Origin of the sequence: Yersinia sp. 1652 StPb PI (assembly GCF_041538345.1) — a bacterium.
GTDB lineage: Bacteria > Pseudomonadota > Gammaproteobacteria > Enterobacterales > Enterobacteriaceae > Yersinia > Yersinia enterocolitica_E.
In genome coordinates this window covers 443,541-461,814 of the sequence record NZ_JAULSM010000001.1, presented here as the reverse complement: position 1 = coordinate 461,814, position 18,274 = coordinate 443,541, and the positions used below count along the sequence as shown (strand labels likewise).

Genomic DNA, 18,274 nt, shown 5'->3' with positions numbered 1-18,274 from the left:
CCGTTTCGGCTAGAAATATTAAACCGGTGTCTTTAGCCCGAAAAATGTTCGGGCCGTCACCACATCATGGGCGATTTGCTGCTTCAGGGCATCGAGCGAAGCAAAACGCTGTTCGTTGCGCAGTTTCGCGCGGAGCACCACGTCAATATGGCACCCATAAAGATCCATAGTTACATCCAGCAGATGAACCTCTAGTTGCTGGCGAACACCAGCAACGGTAGGCCGGGTACCAATGTTGGCAACTCCGGGTAATGGCTCTGGACCCAAGCCATACACATCAACCGCATACACTCCTTTCACCGGAGCGACTAAACGTTTTAATGGCAAATTCGCCGTGGGGAAGCCAATCGTGCGCCCCAGTTCATCACCATGAACCACTCGGCCGGAAATGCTATAGGGGTGGCCAAGCAACGCCTCAGCCAACACCAAATCGTCATTATAAAGTGCCTGACGAATTGCGGTGCTGCTAATGCGTAACCCACCATCACAAAAGCTATCTGTGCTGATAACATCGAAACTAAATTCAGCACCAGCTTGCTGTAACAGTTGAAAATCCCCCTGACGCTCTGCGCCAAAGCGGAAGTCATCACCAACAGTTAAAAACTTAACACCCAACTTCTCTACCAGCAACTGAGCAACAAAAGCTTGCGCAGTATTAGCTGCAAAACGCGGATCAAATTTTACGCACAACAGATAATCAACGCCGGCCTCAGCCACATATCTGGCTTTATCCCGCAGGCGCGTTAGCCTTGCTGGTGCTTTGTCCGCTGCAAACAATTCCAGTGGTTGCGGTTCAAATATCATAACCATTACGGGCAAGCCCAAGCGCTGACCTTCACACTTTAGCTGCTCCAATAAGGCCTGATGTCCACGATGGACACCATCAAAGTTACCGATAGTTAGCACGCAACCATGGTGGCGTGCCCGGATATTATGTATACCGCGAATTAGCTCCATAGCTGGCTCAAAACAGTGGAAATCGCCGGATTATACCTTGTACAGCCGTTAAGGTTAACCCGCGATTGGCACCTTTAACCGAAAGTCATACCATTTTGCCAATATTGTGCAGGTAAAATCCCTTTTACTGACTTTATCCTGTAGAATGCGCACGGAGTTTGAATACAGAAGCAGGCTGAGATTTTTACAAGAACCACCGTCGAATCCCTTCAAGGCAGTGAACTGTGGATTTTTCTTTCGAAAGACTGTATTCCGCAGTGCGAAGCTGGTAAAATCCCGCTCCATCACAACGTAGCAAGTGCCGCCCGTACAAACGGCGCTTATTTGCACAAATCCATTGACAAACGAAGGCTAAAAGGGCATATTCCTCGGCCTTTGAATTGTCCTCAATAGAATATATTTGGGAGTTGGACCTTGGCTAATATCAAATCAGCTAAGAAACGCGCCGTACAGTCTGAGAAACGCCGCAAGCATAACGCTAGCCGTCGCTCAATGGTGCGTACCTTCATTAAGAAGGTGTATGCGGCAATTGCAGCTGGCGATAAAGACGCAGCGCAAAAAGCATTTAATGAAATGCAACCAATCGTGGATCGTCAGTCCTGTAAAGGTCTGATCCACAAAAACAAAGCAGCGCGCCATAAGTCAAACTTAGTCGCGCAAATCAACGCAATGCAGTAATTGCATTACGTCGATTGCTTAGTAAAAAGACCGGCCTAGGCCGGTTTTTTTATATCTATTTTTTGAATTGCTTATAATTTAGCCTATTCACGGCAAGACCCATTTATAGCCTATAGAGTTCAAAACGCAGAAAGTCAGCCATCAAATGACAAATTGGTATAAACCCGAGGTGACAGCATTTATGTCAGTCCCTAGGGTGGCACTCATTAATCCCGATAAGCTGACATATTTATGAACGAGTGCAATCAACACAGCTGTAGTTTGCAAGGTAACGTGGCTATTTAGCCACTAAAGAGCGCGGAAAAATCTTTGTTACATACCCGCTGCACTGCCGGATGTTGGATCATACGCTCGGCAAAAATCACATAATATTCTTCCTGCACACTGTCTAAGCGGCCAATTTCGACTATCTGGTCATCTTTAGCGTAGGTATCAGCAGCGTACATTGTCGGTGCAACAAAAATAGCATTGTTATAAATAGCGAAAGCATTCATCAGTGCCGCGTCATCAAACTCACCCAAAATCTCTACCTGTAGCCCTTTACTGTTAATCCAGTTCAGCAATTTGCGCCCAAGCATGGAACGACGGCCCGGTATCAACAAACGCTTTTGCTGCAAACAAGCAGGGAAAGGTAAATCAGGGATCGGCTGACGACAATAAAAACTCACGCTGCATTCGCCCAGTTTGACAGAGAACAACCCTTCTTGTTGGCTGGAGTCAACCGGACAATCGGACAGAATCATATCCAGTTTGTGCTGACTCAACTGCTCCAGCAGCATTTCGTGGGTCGATTCAAAACAGCGCAGATGAATCTTTTCGTTCTCAACGACAGCCGTTTCCAGAACCTGGCTCACCAAGCGCTTGGATAATGCATCGGCAACACCAACATCGAAAAGTAGATTAGATTCTTTGCGATAATTAACGATATCCAGCATTTCATGGCTAAGCATGAACATTTTATCCGCATAACGAAAGACCAACTGCCCCAACTCTGATGGCACCAAGCCTCGCCCTTGTCGCTTAAATAACTTCCCCCCCAGACGCTCTTCCAACGCTTTAATTTGCCCGGTAATTGTTTGTGGCGTCAGGAATAATGCTTCTGCTGCACCGACGACTGAACCTTCTTTACAGACCTGCCAAAAGTAATAAAGATGATTGAAATTGATATGTGACATTCGCATGTTGTTATCCCCTTAACATATCGGCGAGCCAGATATACCCGTCCTACTTCAAGTTGCATGTGCATTGGCAGCGTTCAAAATGGTTTACAACCAATCTGCCTTTCACTTGCCGACTTCCTGCAACTCGAATTATTTAGGGTGTATATAACCTCATGCACGACTAAACGTTCCCTGTTCTGACGGTAAGCCTAGGAATCCATCAGGTAGAACACCAGTACCTTTACGAGCGGCACTGGTCATTCAAATAGTAATCAGCGAGTTATTTTTCTTGTTGCTGGCAAGGCCATACGCAACAAGCTATAACCCACAATGGCTGCGGTGGTGGAGCCTAATAATATGCCCAACTTAGAATAGGTAAGCAAAGCGAGATCGGCGCCATCAAATGCCAGCGACGCAATAAATATCGACATAGTAAAACCGATACCGCATAGCACCGACACCGCAAAAATCTGCTTAAAGTTTATCGCGTCAGGTAGTTTAGCCACCCCTAACTTAACCGCGAGCCAACTAAAGAGGAAAATCCCCAGTGGCTTACCAATAAACAGACCGCTCGCAATCCCCAGAGGCAATAGCGATGTCAATCCAGCGAGTGAAACGCCTTGCAATGAAACCCCCGCATTGGCAAACGCAAACAGTGGCAAGATCAAATAAGCAACCCATGGGTGCAAACCATGTTCGAGCGATTCTGACGGTGAACGCTTATCTTTAGTGTGCAACGGTATCATAAAGCCGACAATGACCCCGGCTAAGGTCGCATGCACACCTGATTTGAGGATGCAGACCCACAATACCAATCCCACCAGTAGATAGGCAGAGGTTTTCCCTACCCCACGCCAATTCATGTAAGCCAGTAGCGCAATAGCCGCAGCAGCTATGCCTAAGGCTTGCAGTGAAACCTCGTGGGTATAAAACAACGCAATAATGATGATGACACCCAAGTCATCAATAATGGCCAGCGCCAGTAAAAAGACTTTAAGACTGGTTGGAACCCGATTCCCCAACAGAGCCATCACACCTAACGCAAAGGCGATATCAGTAGCCGCAGGAATTGCCCAGCCCTGGCGGGTAACCTCATCAGCAGCGTTAAATAATAGATAAATCAAAGCCGGTGCCAGCATACCACCTAATGCTGCTATGGCCGGAAAAACCGCTTTATCGCGGCCAGCTAACGAACCTTCCATCAGTTCGCGCTTAACTTCCAGCCCAATCATCAGGAAGAATATCGCCATTAAACCGTCATTAATCCACAGTAATAGTGGCTTGCTGATATCCAGCGAGGCTATCTTTACCGATACCGGTACATCAAGAAATGATTGGTAAATGCTAAATAGGGGGCTGTTAGCCATAAATAAGGCGACGGTGGCAGCAAAAATTAGAATCAGCCCACCCGCGGCCTCTTGGCGTAAAAATTGACGGATCATGTTTGTCACAATGAATAACTCCTTACATCGGACAGTGAGCCTGTGCCCGGCGAATCAATGCATCAATTTTAAGATAGTCTTCAACTCGAAAAAAGTCGTTTTTATGACATCAAATGATCGAAAAAACCGAGCCATTGATGATTTACTTCACATATATATTTAGTCGATGATGAAAAAAATCCCCGACGTTAATCGAGGATTTTTCGTTTTCTTGCACTTTCTTAGCCGATTAACAACTCATTGATCAGCGAGTCAAATCGTCAAAGAATTTCTTAACGCCATCTAAGAAGCTTTTAGAGCGGGGACTATTTTTCTCACCCGCAGCACCGACGAAACTCTCTTCCAGTTCACGCAGTAGCTGTTTCTGTTTTTCGCTCAGATGGACTGGTGTCTCAACCACAACACGGCATAACAGGTCACCCTGACTTCCGCCACGCACAGATTTAACACCCTTGCCACGCATGCGAAACAGCTTGCCGGTTTGGGTCTCTGCTGGGACTTTCAGCTTAACCCGGCCATCCAGCGTTGGGACTTCAATCTCGCCGCCTAAGGCTGCCATAGCAAAGTTAATTGGCACTTCACAATACAGGTTATTGCCTTCACGTTCGAAGATTGGGTGCGCTTTAACTTGCACCTGAACATATAAATCACCTGCTGGCGCGCCATGTTCACCCGCTTCACCTTCGCCACTTAAGCGAATGCGGTCACCGGTATCAACACCGGCGGGGATCTTAACCGACAGTGTTTTGGATTTTTCAACACGGCCATGCCCATGGCACTTGTTGCAAGGATCTTTAATGATTTGACCATTACCCTGACAAGTAGGACATGCCTGCTGTACGGTAAAGAACCCTTGGCGCATATGTACCTGACCTGCACCACGGCAAGTCGAACAAGTGACTGGCGAACTTCCCGGCTTAGCGCCACTACCGTGGCAAACATCACACTCATTCAGCGTTGGGATGCGAATTTCTTTAGTCACGCCGCGCACGGCTTCTTCCAGTGTCAGATCCATGTTGTAGCGTAGATCGGAACCACGGGAAGCACGCTGACGGCGGCCACCACCAAAGATATCACCGAAAACATCACCAAAAATGTCGCTAAAATCAGCACCACCGCCACCACCAAAACCGCCGCCGCCCATGCCACCTTGTTCAAAGGCTGCATGACCATATTGATCATATGCTGCACGTTTTTGTGGATCAGTCAGAATTTCGTAAGCTTCTTTAACTTCTTTAAAATTTTCACCGGTATCGTTCTCGTCCTGATTACGGTCCGGGTGATACTTTACTGCCAGGCGTTTATAGGCCTTTTTGATTTCACGTTCATCGGCGCCCTTACTGACGCCTAAAACCTCGTAATAATCTCTCTTCGCCATTCTCTTTTTTTCCTACCCTTAACATGCGTGCACGGGCGTAGAGTTTCCTCGACGCCCGTGCTGGTTTCCAGCAACAGTAAGGCCTACCACTGCTGTGCCCGCTTAAGGGCGATTATTTTTTGTCTTTCACTTCTTCGAATTCGGCGTCTACCACGTCGTCTTCTTTCTTGGCACTGGTGTCACCAGCATCGCCGCTTGCGGCTGCTTGCTGCTGCTGAGCCATTTCCAGCAATTTGCCAGAAACCTGCACCAGAGCCTGAGTTTTCGCTTCAATTTCAGCTTTGTCTTCGCCTTTCAGAGCAGCTTCCAGCGCTTTCAAAGCATCTTCGATCGCAGTTTTGTCTTCTGCTGGCAGTTTGTCGCCGGCTTCTTCCAACTGTTTACGGGTGCCGTGAATCAGATGGTCAGCCTGGTTGCGAGTCTGAACCAGTTCCTCAAACTTACGGTCTGCTTCTGCGTTAGCTTCTGCATCACGTACCATTTTCTGGATCTCTTCCTCGTTCAAACCAGAAGATGCCTTGATGGTTATCTTCTGCTCACGACCGGTATTCTTGTCTTTAGCAGACACATGCAGAATACCATCGGCGTCGATATCGAAAGTCACTTCGATTTGCGCCATACCGCGAGGAGCAGCCTGGATACCGTCCAAATTGAACTGACCCAGAGACTTGTTATCCTGAGCACGTTTACGCTCACCCTGAAGCACATGGATGGTTACCGCAGACTGGTTGTCTTCTGCAGTAGAGAACACCTGGCTGTGCTTAGTTGGGATAGTGGTGTTTTTAGTGATAAGCGGGGTCATCACACCACCCATGGTTTCAATACCCAGTGACAGTGGGGTAACGTCCAATAACAGAACGTCTTTCACTTCACCAGACAGAACACCACCCTGCACTGCCGCACCAATGGCTACAGCTTCATCTGGGTTAACGTCTTTGCGTGGTTCTTTACCGAAGAAATCAGCAACTTTCTTCTGAACCATTGGCATACGAGTCTGACCACCAACCAGGATAACGTCCTGGATATCGGAAACAGACAGGCCAGCATCTTGTAAAGCCACTTTCAGTGGTTCAATAGAACGATTAACCAAATCTTCTACCAGTGACTCCAATTTAGCGCGGGTCACTTTGATGTTCATGTGTTTTGGACCGCTGCCATCAGCCGTGATGTACGGCAGGTTCACGTCGGTCTGTTGAGCTGAAGACAGCTCGATTTTTGCTTTTTCAGCGGCTTCTTTCAGGCGCTGCATTGCCAGTGGATCGGTACGCAGATCCATACCCTGGTCTTTCTTGAATTCGTCAACCAGATAGTTGATCAGACGGCTATCAAAGTCTTCACCACCCAAGTGAGTATCACCGTTGGTTGCCAGAACTTCGAAGGTTTTTTCACCGTCAACTTCGTCGATTTCGATGATAGAGATATCGAAAGTACCACCACCGAGGTCATAAACCGCGATAGTACGGTTGCCGACTTCTTTGTCCAGACCGTAGGCCAGTGCCGCTGCGGTTGGTTCGTTGATGATACGTTTTACTTCCAGACCGGCGATACGGCCAGCATCTTTCGTTGCCTGACGCTGAGCATCGTTGAAGTAAGCCGGTACAGTGATAACCGCTTCAGTGACTGGTTCACCCAGAAAATCTTCAGCTGTTTTCTTCATTTTCTTCAGAACTTCAGCAGAAATCTGTGGTGGTGCAACTTTCTGGCCTTTTACTTCAACCCAAGCATCACCATTGTCGGCTGCCACGATTTTGTACGGCATGATATCTTTATCACGCTGCGCTTCTTCATCCTGGAAACGACGGCCAATCAAACGTTTGATGGCAAACAGTGTGTTTTGTGGGTTAGTAATAGCCTGACGTTTAGCCGGTTGACCAACCAGAATCTCACCATCTTGGGTATAAGCGATGATAGAAGGCGTAGTACGGTCGCCTTCGCTGTTTTCCAGCACACGAGCTTTAGTGCCATCCATAATTGCTACACAAGAGTTGGTAGTACCCAAGTCGATACCAATAATTTTACCCATCTAAAACGCCTCCACTAAAAAGTCATATTCGGTCAAGTTACTAATCTATATGTGGGCGGATTGTTTGTTTTCAACTGCCCGTATTTTGTTAATCAATGTTTTCATGCCCAATATTTTACTGATGCATGTGTCCGCTGATCCACGATTAGTCCCTGCGGTTGGGAATAAGATGGGGCCACGAAACGCAGCATCAAGGGGGGAGATGAAAAAAAATTACTTTTTATCACCCTCGAGATCATTGTTTCCAACCGCGTGGATCATTATGATGCGGCGCGCACTAAAGGAATCGACGACTTTTTGGTCATTCAGGCGTTTGATACTTATTCGGATAACTATCCATTTTTTAGCATTCTGTTAATTGCAGAGGACTTATGAACACCACCAAGTTGGCAAATCCTGGCCCGTTAGGCCTGATGGGTTTTGGGATGACAACCGTCTTGCTCAACCTACACAATGCAGGTTTCTTCCCCCTGACCTCTGTTATTTTGAGTATGGGGATTTTTTACGGCGGTCTGGCACAAATTCTGGCGGGTATGCTGGAATATAAGAAGGGTAATACTTTCGCGGCCACTGCATTTACCTCCTATGGCGCATTTTGGCTGAGCCTGGTCGGTTTGCTGATGTTACCTAAGATGGGTATGGCTGACGCAACTGATGCACAATTCCTCGGCGTTTATTTAGGTTTATGGGGCATCTTCACACTGTTTATGTTCTTCGGAACTTTGCCCGCTAACCGTGCTTTGCAGTTTGTGTTCGGTAGCCTGACGCTGCTGTTTGCGCTGCTGGCCGTCGGTAACTTCACCGGTAACCATTCACTGCTGGTTTTCGCCGGTTTCGAAGGCATCATTTGTGGTGCAAGTGCAATTTACCTGGCAATGGCAGAAGTATTGAACGAACAATATGGCCGTACCGTATTGCCTATTGGTGAACCAAGCCCAACTTTACAAGCGCAACATGTAGTTTAATTAGGAAGTTTAGATTTAAAGCCCCTGGAGCATTCATGTTTCAGGGGCTTTTTTATGTTTACTTATTACGTCTAAAAAAAATGGATTACTTGATTAAAATTAGCATTACAAAATAATTAAATAGAATAATTAAAATAGATAAAGTAAATAAAAAACAAATCATATAACATCAAGGTGAGGTAAGTAATATGAAACATTCAAGTTAATAGACTTAAGGACTAACCTATGCGAATAGTCACAAAACTATTGATAAACACTATATTAATAATATCAGAATCAGCCTATTCAAGTGAGGGAAGTGTTTGTTTTTATGAACTAGCGGATTTTAGTGGGGAATCATTTTGCTCAGTAGAGAGTGAATCAATGTCTGCTTATAATCATAAATTTAATAGTAAAATAGAATCAATTTCGGTCCCACCGGGCATGATTGTAACCCTTTATGATGATATTGATCTTTATGGTAAAAAAATAACATTAAAGAATGATATTAATCTACAGCAACTAAAATCATCAGGGTTTTATAACAGAATAAAATCATATCAAATAGCACCGGCAATCTGTTTTTATACAGAAGATGGGTTTCAGGGTGAAACTACTTGTTTAGCATCCAATCAACAAATAGATTTTTATCACGATACAGAGAATATCCTTGAGTCTGACAGAGAAGTACTACCTATTCATAATGATAGTATTCAATCCATCACCATACCCCAAGGAATGATAGCAACAATCTACAAGAATGATAATTTCAATGCTCCTTTTTTTAAGTTAACAGAAAGCATTACTGATAATAGTTTAAAAGCACTGGAAATGAGTAATACAATCACTGGTATCAAGGTATCAGAAAGCAAAGGCCTGAGCTGTGATCAACAGTGTGTCATTGTAACCAACCATAAAATAAAACTCGCTGATGTATTTGGTAAATACTGGAACGACGAACGATTGAAAAATAAGCAGATTTTATTGGTTTTTAACACTATGAATTTAGGAGAAGACGATAATTATGTTCTCACATTATTTAACGGTGCTAACATTAACATTAATAAAAGTATAATTAATTTCTACAATGAAAAAATGAATGATAAGTTTTATTTTGAACATTATAGACGCAGCGACAATCTGTCTTTCATTATACAAATAGAAAAAGACACGGTGAAAGTACAATACATTCGGACATTGGAAAATCATTTAGTGGATACATCCCCCATTATTTTTTTTGATTGGGATAATGGCATTAGCGAACCCCCAGAGATAGTAATAACTAACTACAATAAAGATAAACCATTAGTTATCGTCAAAACTATACTTACCGCTGATACAGGAGATAAGGATTGGGAAAAAAGAGATTTAGCACAAACAAGTAAAATATTATGTGCTTTCACTCCTTTTTTAAATATCTATAATTATATTATACAAGGTAAATGCCAACAATTGAATGGCATCATATTCAGTGCAAATGATTTTTTCAACCATAATACAAAAGGAAAAACATTACATATTGCTGGAAACAGCCCCCCACTAAAACCAAAGTCCAGCAAAGAAGCAGAGTTACGCATACCTAAGGGTGTAGATAACTACATGACATTGACTTATATAGATTACAGTCAACGTAGACAATCTCTAAGCCTCCCGGCGGTAGCCAAAGCCTGCATGGTTTCGCTCCACTCTTTATTTAACTCTCGTCCAACACGTCAAGTAAGACCCCATTGCATTGACTGGACATTAGAAATCATGACTGACTTTACTTTGTTGTTTGGTAATAGCTTAGAAACCTGGAATACAGCATTTTTTGGCCAAATAGTAGATTCAATAATAAGAACAGGAAGTACCGGCGTCACCGCCGAAAATGCAGCAGTAGAAAATAGGTTCATCCATGCTATAACAGAAAAAATAACCGACAGAACCACTAATAATGCCCTTGCCGATATTAAAACCGCTTTTGATTATGCTCAGCTTAGTTATACCTCTTATAACCTTCTTTCCTTATCTGATGAGTCACCATCACAGGTGGAGCTCTTACCATTAGGCATTTATGAGTTGCTATTGGAGACTTTCATCTTTAAACCAACTCCTCCAAAAATTATTTCACAGGGTGAATTTGTTGAGCAAACTGAATTAGAATTCGAAATAGAAATACTCCCAACACCCACCCCTGAGGAAGAAGAAAAGCTTTCAGGTGTAGAAATTAGTAATGCCCAAGCGATGCGGAAAAAACTGAAAGAAATCATTGCTCACTGGGAGCAACAGTATCAGCGAGGTTACCCCGATCAAGGTGCCAGTGCAGATGCCGCTACAGATGAAATTAATGATGCCCTCAATAAACTGCTTCTTGCTGGAAACGTTGTGACGGGTATTATCAATCGAAGACTCACTCTTCATCGCCCCGGTGAAATATATGTAATAGTTAAACTGCGGGGAAGAGTTATCGCGATAGTACTTGCTGACCGTTTTAATAGCCGGGATGAAGTTGAACTGGTTGCGTCGGCAACACTGCCAGACTATGTCTTATTTCCCGATCGCGAAGGAACCGTAAGAGGCGCTGGCACAGCAGCAGTCAGAGAGCTAAGCCGATATTTACAGCAACAGGGTGCCAGAATATTATTCTCTGAAGTCATTACTCAGCCCTCGGCTCGAGTCAAACAGAAGGTTGGTTTTAATTTTAAGAATGAATTTTAAATTATATGGGTCAAAAAATAGCCCATAAATTGTATGGGCTATTTTTGAAGATGAGATCTATTTACCCGCTCTCTTACTCAACCAAAACCTTCTTTGGCAGATGCACTTTCACATCGCTATTAATATCATTACGCAGATAAATCCCCAGCAACAATCCTACCAGCGATAACAACAGCATGTAATAGGCCGGGGCCATCGGTGTCATTTTCATTAATAGGGTCACCACAATCGGTGTCAGACCACCAAAAATGGCATAGGCCACATTGTAAGAGAAGGATATCCCCGTAAAACGGACCTCTGCCGGGAATGCACGGACCATCACATAAGGTACCGCACCGACAATGCCGACACAAAATCCAGCCATCATATAATGCGTAATGAGTTGAGTTGGATCAGTCAAATTTGTGTGGTAGAACGACCATGTGGATGCCGCCAGCATCAGGCTGCCAACAATAAAGGTTTTACTGGCACCGAAACGGTCAATGACCAGCCCGGCAATCACACAGCCAAACACCAATGCGACAATCGCCAAACTATTGGCCTGCAATGCCAGCGCGGGCAGTACGCCGAACTGCTTTTGTAAATACGTCGGGGTCATCAGGATAACCACCACGATCCCGGCAGAGAGCAACCAGGTCAGCAGCATGGAAACAAACACTTCTTTCTTATGATTAACCACGACAGATTTCAGCGGTAACTCTTCAGCCAAGGCTTTACGTGCCTGCATCTCTTTAAAGATAGGTGTTTCTTGCAACCAACGGCGCAGATACATCGCGAACAGACCAAAAATTCCCCCCAGGAAGAATGGTACACGCCAGCCGCCATCTAAAATAGCCTGAGGACTTAAGGTGGTATTCATGGCGGTAGCCACCAGCGACCCCAGCAAGATCCCCGCGGTCAGACCCGCAGTTAACGTGCCACAAGCGATCCCGATACGCCGACGCGGTACATGTTCAGCCACGAAAACCCATGCTCCGGGGACTTCGCCGCCAATTGCCGCCCCTTGTAACACCCGCATTAACAGCAACAGTAATGGCGCAGCAATACCGATCGAAGCGTAAGTCGGCAACATACCGATCGCCAACGTGGGTAAGGCCATTAACAAAATACTGAGAGTAAACATCTTTTTACGGCCAACAAGATCACCAAAATGCGCCATGATGATGCCGCCTAATGGGCGAGCCAGATAACCGGCCGCAAAAATACCGAATGTCTGTACCTGGCGCAGCCACTCAGGCATATCTACCGGGAAGAAAAGATCGCCGATAACCGCAGCAAAGAAGACGAAAATAATGAAATCATAAAATTCCAAAGCGCCCCCTAATGCAGCCAGAGTGAGCGTTTTATAATCTTGCTTATTCAATCGACGGTTAGGATTATGCTCTTGAGCAACATGCGGTTGCGATAAGTCGACTTGAGATGAATTGTGTTCTTGAGACATATGACACCGTAATAAACCAGAGTTGGGGAAGAAAAATATTTTCAGCTTTTTGTAAAGTTAATAGGACTATACCGTACAAAATTCCCCACACGGTTAGAATGGTGCCTTATGTTGTAAAAAGTTTTAATTTAGCTTTTTATATCGATAATGGCATTCTTCGGGCGAAAAGCCGCTACCACTTCAGCATTGGTCTCTATATAAGGCCCATCCAGTAGTTGAATGCAATAAGGCACACTGGCAAAAATACCGGCAACCACCACGTTCGCCTCGGCGTCTTTCACGCCTTCAAGCGTCTCTTTGATTGATTTAGGCTGCCCCGGCAAGTTGATGATCAATGCCTGCTTGCGGATAACCCCTACCTGACGGGATAAAATAGCGGTGGGAACGAAATGAAGGCTGATTTGACGCATTTGTTCGCCAAAACCTGGCATTTGCCGATCCGCAATTGCCAGCGTGGCATCAGGGGTAACATCACGTCTCGCCGGGCCGGTACCGCCAGTGGTCAGCACCAAATGGCAGCCCATTTCATCGACTAACTCACACAATGTCTGCTCAATCAGAGTTTGCTCATCGGGGATAAGACGAGTTTCTATTTCAAAAGGGGTGGTTAACGCACTTGCCAGCCACTCTTCCAGTGCCGGAATGCCTTTATCTTGATATACCCCACTTGACGCCCGATCAGAGACGGAGACTAAACCTATACGTAATGTATTCATGCGACTACCTCGACGAAATGCCTGTTATCCAGGGCGAATAATAGCATATCCAACATAATTAACGTGGGGGGAGCAGCACAAACCTAGCCAGCTAACAGGCAATAAAAAAGGCGGCTTACGCCACCTTTTATCAGACATACCGCTCGAATTACAGCAGGTCAGAGATCATTTTCTCAAGTTTGCCTTGGTCGATAGCAAACTTACGGATACCGTCAGCCAGTTTATCGATAGCCATAGGGTCCTGATTATGCTGCCAGTAGAACTCAGCTTCGGTCAGTGGTGCAGGCTTCGCCTGAACTTCACCGGTATAAGCGAGTTTACGCTCGATCGGGCCTTCGCTTTCTGCCAGTTCTTTCAACAGAGAAGGTGCGATAGTTAAGCGATCACAACCCGCCAGTTCAATGATTTCACCCAAATTACGGAAGCTTGCGCCCATCACCACAGTGCTATAACCGTGTTTTTTGTAATACTGATAAATCTCGGTTACTGAAACGACACCTGGATCTTCGTGTGGCGCGAACTCTTTTTTGTCGCCATTGGCTTTGTACCAGTCAAGAATACGGCCAACAAACGGTGAAATCAGGAATACACCCGCTTCAGCACAAGCACGCGCCTGAGCGAAGGAGAACAGCAGAGTCAGGTTACAGTTAATGCCTTCTTTTTCCAGTTGTTCCGCAGCACGGATACCCTGCCAGGTCGAGGCCAGTTTGATCAGAATACGATCATTGCTGATGCCAGCTTCGTTATACAGTTTAATCAGGCGCTTGGCTTTTGCCACGCTGGCAACGGTGTCATAGGAAAGACGAGCATCAACTTCGGTAGAAATGCGCCCTGGGATCAGTTTCAGAATTTCCAAACCGATATTCACAGCCAATTTGTCAGTGGCATCAACAATCTGCTGAGCATGGTCACTGCTTTGCTCGCGTGCCCAGGCAATGGCTTCATCGATCAGTTTGCGATATTCAGGAATTTGAGCCGCATTCAGGATAAGTGATGGGTTAGTGGTTGCATCTTGCGGCTGGTAAAGCTTCATTGCCGCGATATCCCCGGTATCTGCTACTACAGTGGTAATTTGACGTAGGGAAGTAAGTTTATCGGTCATGTTGTCGTTTCTCGTCGTTTGTGCATGAACTTTTGGCATGTCAAAACTGTTCATTTCCTAAAGAACGCATGTTCTCAAGAATCTGTTTTCTCAAGCTGCTTTCTGCTCTTTCGAAATGTTAGCCATTTCGCAATAGTGGCTATCTGGACGCACTGCCTTGTCTTGATAATAACATGCGTAAGCCTTGGTGCAAGGCAGTTAAACTGATTAAAAAAAGCGCAAAGACAGGCTTTTTGCTTAGCAACCGTTTTCGCCGTGCAAAACAGCCAGAATCCGGTTGGTTAATAGCAATTTCGTCCATTCTTATCGTGCTGAGACGATTTAGCCAAGCTCTATCATCGCTGACAACCCTACAACGTCATGTCCGATGGGGATACCTATCTTAGCAATCGCCCAATCTTTTTTTGCTGACGTGCGCTTTTTGCTACAGTGTCTTATTTAAATATACCCTAAATAATTCGAATGGCAGAAAGACGGCAAGTGAGTGAATCCTCAGGAGCTTACATAAGTAAGTGACTGAGGTGAACGAAAGTAGCCAACGCACATGCCGCTTGAAGTATGACGGGTATTAACAGGATATCGTTATGCTTATTATTATCTCTCCGGCTAAAACCCTTGATTATCAAAGTCCATTAGCGACCAAGAAGTTTACTCAGCCTGAAATGTTGGATAAGTCACAAGTGCTTATTGAGATTTGTCGTGAGCTGACGCCAGCCCAAATCAGCAGTCTGATGGGGATTAGCGACAAGCTGGCCGGTTTAAATGCTGCCCGCTTTAGCGACTGGCAGCCTGATTTTACCCCGGACAATGCACGTCAGGCGATTTTGGCTTTTAAAGGTGATGTCTATACCGGCATGCAAGCACAGAATTTCAGCGCCGCCGATTTTGATTTTGCGCAAAAGCATTTGCGCATGCTCTCTGGCTTGTACGGCCTGTTACGCCCGCTGGATTTAATGCAACCTTATCGCCTGGAAATGGGGATTAAGCTGGCTAATCCGCGCGGCAAAGATCTCTATTCGTTCTGGGGTGACCAGATAACTGAAAAACTGAATCAGGCATTGGAGCAACAAGGTGATAATGTGCTGATTAATCTGGCCTCTGATGAATATTTTAAAGCGGTTAAACCGGCCAAACTGGCAGGCTCACTGATTAAACCGGTATTTTTGGATGAGAAAAATAGTAAATACAAAATCATCAGTTTCTATGCCAAGAAAGCCCGTGGCCTGATGAGCCGCTTTATCATCCAGAATAAGTTAACCAAACCAGAACAACTGGTTGATTTCAATCTGGAAGGCTATGAGTTTGATGCCGGGCTGTCGGCAAAAAATGAACTGGTATTTAAGCGCGCTGAGCAGTTTTAACAACTTCAAGTAGAAAAAGCATTACCCTAAGTAATTGGTGTTGCAGCCAGGCAGCAAACGAACACATCCCGATGAGCTTACTCAGTCAAGTAAGTGATTCGGGTGAGTGAGAGCGGCTAACAACGCTGCAACACCAAGTAAGACGGGTAATTACTTTGGCAAAGCCATCAAGAAAGCCCGCAATTGCGCAAAATCGGCTGGTAAATCATGGGATAACAAAGGCAGTTGCGCCCGAACAGCCAGTGGTTTCGGCAACGGAAGTTCCTGGCCGAGGATCTCTTCCACGCTCTCTTTGAATTTCGCCGGATGAGCGGTACCGATGAACAACCCAAACTCACCGTCCTGCAACTGATCACGCAAGACACGATACGCAATCGCCGCATGAGGTTCAGAGATATAACCCAGCTCCGCCAGCTCACGCATGGTCTCTTTGGTCACTTCATCACTCACCGCACCGTGGCCTAAATCCTTCAACTGCCAGATTTTACGGCGATATAATTCTTCAACACGTGGCCAGTTATTCGGTTGGCTGACATCCATCGCATTCGAGAGCGTCGCGACGGTGGGTTTTGGCTGCCACTGGCCGTTAACCAGGAAGCGCGGCACTGTGTCGTTGGCGTTGGTTGCAGCAATAAAGCGCTTAACCGGCAAACCTAATGATTTCGCTAACAGCCCGGCGGTCAAATCACCAAAGTTACCACTGGGTACCGAGATAACCAGTTGATTACGTGCTTCTTGTGGCAACTGGGCTACCGCTTCAAAGTAATAGCAGATTTGTGCCAATAAGCGGCTGATGTTGATCGAGTTGGCGGAGTTTAGGCTCAGTTCCTGCTTCAGCTCTTCATCATCAAAGGCTTGTTTCACCAAGGCCTGGCAGGCATCAAAATCGCCTTCAATTGCCACGGTGTGGATATTGCCACCTAATGTGCAGAACAGTTTTTCCTGCAAGGGGCTGATTTTGCCACGTGGGTAGAGAATAACCACCCGCACGTTTTTCAGGCCATAGAATGCATGTGCTACCGCCGCCCCAGTGTCACCGGAAGTCGCCGTTAAGATTGTCACCGGCTGATCACCCGCCACTTCAGCCAACATTTGCGCCATAAAACGCGCGCCGAAATCTTTAAACGCGAGTGTCGGGCCGTGGAACAGCTCCAGTGCGGCGATATCATTCTCAACCTGAGCCACGGGTGCCGGGAATTCAAATGCGGCCTGAACGCGTTTGGTTAAGGTTTCAGGGGCAATCTCACTGCCAATAAAAGCAGACAGAATACGGCTACTGCGGGTAACAAAATCCAGATCCAGCAGTTTATCAATTTCTGTCAGTTCAAATTCTGGCAATTCCAGTGGGAAGAACAACCCCTGATGCTTACCCAGGCCTTGTTTGATCGCTTGCGCGAAGCTGACCTGCTCGTTGTGATCTTTAAGGTTATACAGTTTCATGCGTTATCCCAGTAGTCGTGCGCCTGCGGTATCCAGACGGCAAATATGAACAAAACCTTCGTCGTTTTGCAGGTAATGATTTTGTAGCCAGCCCGCCATGCGTTGTGCGGTTTCATGATCATTGCAGACAGCAAATAGCGTCGGGCCAGAGCCGGAAATACCACAAGCCAATGCACCAATATCATGTGCGGCTTGGCGGGCGGCAGCAAAGCCCGGCAACAGTTGGGTGCGGTAAGGTTCGGCGATAACATCTTTCATCATCTTAGCGGCCAAATCAGGTTGCTGAGTGTGACAAGCGTGAATGAATCCAGCCAAATTACGGCCATGAGCGATACAATCCTGACGGCGATATTGCGCCGGTAAAATGGCGCGCGCTTCAGCGGTCGAGACCTTAATACCCGGATACGCCATGACCCACAGCCAATCATCAAACCCGGGAACGTTCTGGCTGATGTAACCTTCCTGTTCGAGGATCAGTTGCATCCCACCCAGATAGCAAGGTGCAACATTATCATAATGCACACTGCCGGAAACACGCCCTTCCAGCTCCCCCATCAGGCCGAGTAACGTGACTTTATCCAGTGGCTTGCCACAGAACTCGTTCATCGCCATTAACCCGGCAACTACCGAACAAGCACTGGAACCTAGCCCAGAACCAATCGGCATATTCTTTTCCAGCACCATCGCCACCGGGATCTGTTTGCCCATTTCCTGACAAAAACGCTCCCAGCATTGATAAACAATATTCTCTTTCGGGTCATCAGGCAGTTTGCTGACAAAGCGGCCTTCATTGCGCAGACTGAAACGGTCTGCCGCCGTCACGCTGACACAATCGCCGAGTAAGGTGCCATCTAGCGGCGAAACCGCCGCACCCAACACATCAAATCCAACGCTGACATTGCCAATCGATGCCGGAGCATAGATCTTAACCATAT

At 46.0% G+C, this 18,274-nt stretch carries 14 protein-coding genes; 4 read left to right on the top strand and 10 right to left on the bottom strand.

Features of this window, described 5'->3' with window-relative positions:
- Positions 1-18 precede the first annotated feature (18 nt).
- Positions 19-957, bottom strand: a complete 939-nt coding sequence (gene ribF, locus Q2T71_RS02135) for a bifunctional riboflavin kinase/FAD synthetase (protein WP_372557973.1) — start codon at positions 955-957, stop codon at positions 19-21.
- Positions 958-1,371: 414 nt separating this feature from the next.
- Here ribF and rpsT point away from each other — a divergent pair, with 414 nt between their 5' ends.
- Positions 1,372-1,635, top strand: a complete 264-nt coding sequence (gene rpsT / locus Q2T71_RS02130) for a 30S ribosomal protein S20 (RefSeq protein WP_002220715.1) — start codon at positions 1,372-1,374, stop codon at positions 1,633-1,635.
- A 281-nt stretch (positions 1,636-1,916) separates the two neighbouring features.
- Here the strand turns inward: rpsT and nhaR are convergent, their stop codons facing one another.
- From nhaR to dnaK, 4 genes are all read right to left on the bottom strand, one after another.
- Positions 1,917-2,816, bottom strand: a complete 900-nt coding sequence (gene nhaR / locus Q2T71_RS02125; RefSeq protein ID WP_083160614.1) for a transcriptional activator NhaR — start codon at positions 2,814-2,816, stop codon at positions 1,917-1,919.
- 251 nt (positions 2,817-3,067) lie between these two features.
- Positions 3,068-4,246 (bottom strand): Na+/H+ antiporter NhaA, encoded by a 1,179-nt coding sequence (gene nhaA, locus Q2T71_RS02120; RefSeq protein ID WP_372557972.1) that lies wholly within the window; start codon positions 4,244-4,246, stop codon positions 3,068-3,070.
- 235 nt (positions 4,247-4,481) lie between these two features.
- The gene (dnaJ, locus tag Q2T71_RS02115) at positions 4,482-5,615 is read right to left on the bottom strand and encodes a molecular chaperone DnaJ (RefSeq protein ID WP_083160619.1); all 1,134 of its coding nucleotides are present in this window, start codon (positions 5,613-5,615) and stop codon (positions 4,482-4,484) included.
- A 112-nt stretch (positions 5,616-5,727) separates the two neighbouring features.
- Positions 5,728-7,638 (bottom strand): molecular chaperone DnaK, encoded by a 1,911-nt coding sequence (gene dnaK / locus Q2T71_RS02110; protein WP_372557971.1) that lies wholly within the window; start codon positions 7,636-7,638, stop codon positions 5,728-5,730.
- Between the two features lie 371 nt (positions 7,639-8,009).
- Between dnaK and satP the strand changes: the two genes are divergently transcribed.
- On the top strand, positions 8,010-8,603 hold the full coding sequence (gene satP / locus Q2T71_RS02105) for an acetate uptake transporter (RefSeq protein WP_083160623.1): 594 nt from the start codon (positions 8,010-8,012) through the stop codon (positions 8,601-8,603).
- Positions 8,604-8,828: 225 nt separating this feature from the next.
- Positions 8,829-11,279, top strand: coding sequence for a peptidase inhibitor family I36 protein (locus Q2T71_RS02100; protein WP_372557970.1), 2,451 nt, complete (start codon positions 8,829-8,831; stop codon positions 11,277-11,279).
- 73 nt (positions 11,280-11,352) lie between these two features.
- Here Q2T71_RS02100 and Q2T71_RS02095 read toward each other — a convergent pair whose 3' ends face one another.
- The 3 genes from Q2T71_RS02095 to tal form a co-directional block, all read right to left on the bottom strand.
- Positions 11,353-12,720, bottom strand: coding sequence for an MFS transporter (locus tag Q2T71_RS02095; RefSeq protein ID WP_372557969.1), 1,368 nt, complete (start codon positions 12,718-12,720; stop codon positions 11,353-11,355).
- A 128-nt stretch (positions 12,721-12,848) separates the two neighbouring features.
- Entirely contained in the window at positions 12,849-13,436 is a 588-nt protein-coding gene (gene mog, locus Q2T71_RS02090; RefSeq protein WP_372557968.1) for a molybdopterin adenylyltransferase, read from the bottom strand.
- Between the two features lie 148 nt (positions 13,437-13,584).
- Positions 13,585-14,538: a transaldolase gene (tal, locus tag Q2T71_RS02085; protein WP_005192439.1), complete on the bottom strand. Its 954-nt coding sequence runs from the start codon at positions 14,536-14,538 to the stop codon at positions 13,585-13,587.
- Between the two features lie 584 nt (positions 14,539-15,122).
- On the opposite strand from tal, the gene yaaA reads away from it, so the two are divergent.
- The gene (gene yaaA / locus Q2T71_RS02080; protein WP_372557967.1) at positions 15,123-15,899 is read left to right on the top strand and encodes a peroxide stress protein YaaA; all 777 of its coding nucleotides are present in this window, start codon (positions 15,123-15,125) and stop codon (positions 15,897-15,899) included.
- 150 nt (positions 15,900-16,049) lie between these two features.
- Here yaaA and thrC read toward each other — a convergent pair whose 3' ends face one another.
- Together thrC and thrB are read right to left on the bottom strand one after the other, a co-directional pair.
- The gene (thrC, locus tag Q2T71_RS02075) at positions 16,050-17,339 is read right to left on the bottom strand and encodes a threonine synthase (protein WP_083160635.1); all 1,290 of its coding nucleotides are present in this window, start codon (positions 17,337-17,339) and stop codon (positions 16,050-16,052) included.
- Between the two features lie 3 nt (positions 17,340-17,342).
- Entirely contained in the window at positions 17,343-18,272 is a 930-nt protein-coding gene (gene thrB / locus Q2T71_RS02070) for a homoserine kinase (RefSeq protein ID WP_372557966.1), read from the bottom strand.
- Between the last annotated feature and the right edge of the window lie 2 nt (positions 18,273-18,274).

What these genes read in the sequence shown, in the direction of transcription:
- ribF (WP_372557973.1), bottom strand. Translation starts at nt 957, where the DNA reads ATGGAGCTAATTCGCGGTATACATAATATCCGGGCACGCCACCATGGT.
- nhaR (WP_083160614.1), bottom strand. Translation starts at nt 2,816, where the DNA reads ATGCGAATGTCACATATCAATTTCAATCATCTTTATTACTTTTGGCAG.
- dnaJ (WP_083160619.1), bottom strand. Translation starts at nt 5,615, where the DNA reads ATGGCGAAGAGAGATTATTACGAGGTTTTAGGCGTCAGTAAGGGCGCC.
- dnaK (WP_372557971.1), bottom strand. Translation starts at nt 7,638, where the DNA reads ATGGGTAAAATTATTGGTATCGACTTGGGTACTACCAACTCTTGTGTA.
- satP (WP_083160623.1), top strand. Translation starts at nt 8,010, where the DNA reads ATGAACACCACCAAGTTGGCAAATCCTGGCCCGTTAGGCCTGATGGGT.
- Q2T71_RS02100 (WP_372557970.1), top strand. Translation starts at nt 8,829, where the DNA reads ATGCGAATAGTCACAAAACTATTGATAAACACTATATTAATAATATCA.
- Q2T71_RS02095 (WP_372557969.1), bottom strand. Translation starts at nt 12,720, where the DNA reads ATGTCTCAAGAACACAATTCATCTCAAGTCGACTTATCGCAACCGCAT.
- mog (WP_372557968.1), bottom strand. Translation starts at nt 13,436, where the DNA reads ATGAATACATTACGTATAGGTTTAGTCTCCGTCTCTGATCGGGCGTCA.
- tal (WP_005192439.1), bottom strand. Translation starts at nt 14,538, where the DNA reads ATGACCGATAAACTTACTTCCCTACGTCAAATTACCACTGTAGTAGCA.
- yaaA (WP_372557967.1), top strand. Translation starts at nt 15,123, where the DNA reads ATGCTTATTATTATCTCTCCGGCTAAAACCCTTGATTATCAAAGTCCA.
- thrC (WP_083160635.1), bottom strand. Translation starts at nt 17,339, where the DNA reads ATGAAACTGTATAACCTTAAAGATCACAACGAGCAGGTCAGCTTCGCG.
- thrB (WP_372557966.1), bottom strand. Translation starts at nt 18,272, where the DNA reads ATGGTTAAGATCTATGCTCCGGCATCGATTGGCAATGTCAGCGTTGGA.